2 protein-coding genes are annotated in these 2182 nt (G+C 29.4%); both read left to right on the forward strand.

Annotation, left to right across the window (positions count from 1 at the left end):
* The first annotated feature begins 85 nt into the window (after window positions 1–85).
* Window positions 86–1393, forward strand: coding sequence for an IS21 family transposase (istA, locus tag CLOTH_RS10250; RefSeq protein ID WP_079413700.1), 1308 nt, complete (start codon window positions 86–88; stop codon window positions 1391–1393).
* Entirely contained in the window at window positions 1368–2126 is a 759-nt protein-coding gene (istB, locus tag CLOTH_RS10255) for an IS21-like element helper ATPase IstB (protein ID WP_079413702.1), read from the forward strand. The genes istA and istB overlap by 26 nt, the downstream gene beginning before the upstream one ends.
* Window positions 2127–2182: the final 56 nt, after the last annotated feature.

The following is a 2182-nucleotide window of genomic DNA, read 5'->3' on the forward strand; positions in this document are numbered from 1 at the left end:
ATATTAATGCTAAAATAACATTGTACAAAGTTGCTAATATTTTTATGTACAACACTAACAAGATTTTTTATAGTATTAATGGGTGATGAATATGATTCTAAAGATGAACATTAATACTGAAATAGACATAAACTCAGTAAAAGATTTAGATAAGTTAAAAATATTAGTGGAGGTCAACAATTTGGAAAAACCAAATTTCAGTGAATTAGGAAGAACATTAGGAGTTGATAGAAGAACAGCTAAAAAATATTATGAAGGCAACTTAAAAAAAGAACGAAAACAGAAAAAATCGAAGATAGATGATTACCATGATATAATCACTTCTTTACTATCCAAAGATAATAAACAGATATTCTATTACAAATCACATCTATATAGATATCTCGTTAGAGAGCATGGTCTTACGTGCTCTAGGAGTAATTTCAATTACTTTATTTTGAACAATAAAAAATTTGCTGAGTACTTTAAGCCAAAATCTAAAAAAGATGCTATAAAATCTGAAACACCATTTGGCAAACAAGCTCAGTTTGATTGGAAAGAAAAGCTTAAATTTTCATTTAGAAATGGAAGTGAGATGGTGCTAAATGTAGGTAGCTTAGTACTATCTGCCTCAAGATTTAAAGTGTGGACAATTTATCCTTCAACTAATCAAAATCATTTATTTGATTTTCTAGTTAATGCATTTGAGACATTAGGTGGAGTTCCAAAAGAAATATTAATTGATAATGCATCAACCATGATGGATCAAGCAAGAACTGAACGTTCTAAGGGAAAGATTAATAACAAATTTAAACAATTAGCAGATGATTTTGAATTTAAAGTGGTTCCTTGTATCAGAGCTAGACCTAATACTAAGGCAAAGGTAGAAAATCCAATGAGAGTAATCGATGAAATAATGAATTATAATGGTATTGTGGAAAACTTAGAGGAGTTACATAAAAAGATGAACATTATAACAAATGAAGCTAATTCAAGAATTTGTCAAGCTACAGGCTTACCGCCTATATTAGTTTTTAACAAAGAAAAAGAACATCTCCTACCACTACCACATGATAAAGTATGTTCTTTTTACAAAAATATCACCGCTTCAGCAAAGGTGAATACAAATGCTCTCTTTAAGTATAAACAGAACATGTACTCTGTTCCACCTGAGTTAATTGGTAAAACAATTGTTATAGAGGCCACTGAGAATAACCTCTATGTGTATTATAACAAAAATTTAGTTACAATACACAGTATTTCTAAAAGTAAAGTTAACTATCATAATGATCATCATATTCAGCTGTTAGGAATGACGTTCAAAAGCCAAAATGAAGAGACAGTATCAGAATACGCTAATAAACATTTTAAAGAATTGGAGAAATTTAATGAACAATTATCAGAAATTATGTGAAAATTTAAAATACTTAAAGCTAACAGAAATAAGTTTTAAATTAGACGAATACATAAGCAAGGTAAATGAAGGTGAAATAAGTCTTGTGGATGCACTCTACGAGCTTACAGCAAAAGAAATTGAAGTAAAGAACTTTAATGCTACTAATGCAATGGTTAAAGTGGCTGGGTTTCCTCATTTAAAAGAAATAAAAGATTTTGATTTTGACTTTCAACCCAAAATAAATAAAAAGCAATTTTTAGATTTTGAGAGTTTAAGATTTTTAGAAAATAATAGTAACATAATATTGATTGGTAATAGTGGCGTGGGTAAAACCCACCTTGCCACTTCAATTGGCATAGCTGCCGCTAAGAAAAGAATAAGCACATATTTTATAAAATGTCATGATTTAATTGATCAGCTTAAGAAAGCATATTTAGAGAATAGGCTTGAAAGCAGAATAAAACATTTCAGTAAATATAAGCTGTTGATAATTGATGAAATAGGTTATTTACCAATTGGTGAGCAGGAGGCTAAAATGTTTTTTCAACTAATTGACAAGCGATATGAGCAAAAAAGCACAATAATCACTAGTAATATAAATTTATCAGATTGGAGTCAAATATTTGTGGATAATATGCTAGCTAGCGCTATTCTTGATAGACTTGTTCACCACTCCAGCATCGTAAATATATTAGGCAACTCTTATAGAACTGCTTCTGCGCTCTCTAAGATTTCTAATAAAGAAACCTAGCAAAACTGTACATAAAAATATTGGCATAATCGTACAAAATAACCTTGACATTAATA

It is taken from the genome of Alkalithermobacter paradoxus (assembly GCA_002029295.1).
Lineage (GTDB): Bacteria > Bacillota > Clostridia > Peptostreptococcales > Peptostreptococcaceae > Alkalithermobacter > Alkalithermobacter paradoxus.

Excerpts from the sequence above, each read along its gene's own strand:
- istB (WP_079413702.1), top strand. The coding sequence starts at position 1,368 with ATGAACAATTATCAGAAATTATGTGAAAATTTAAAATACTTAAAGCTA.
- istA (WP_079413700.1), top strand. The coding sequence starts at position 86 with ATGAATATGATTCTAAAGATGAACATTAATACTGAAATAGACATAAAC.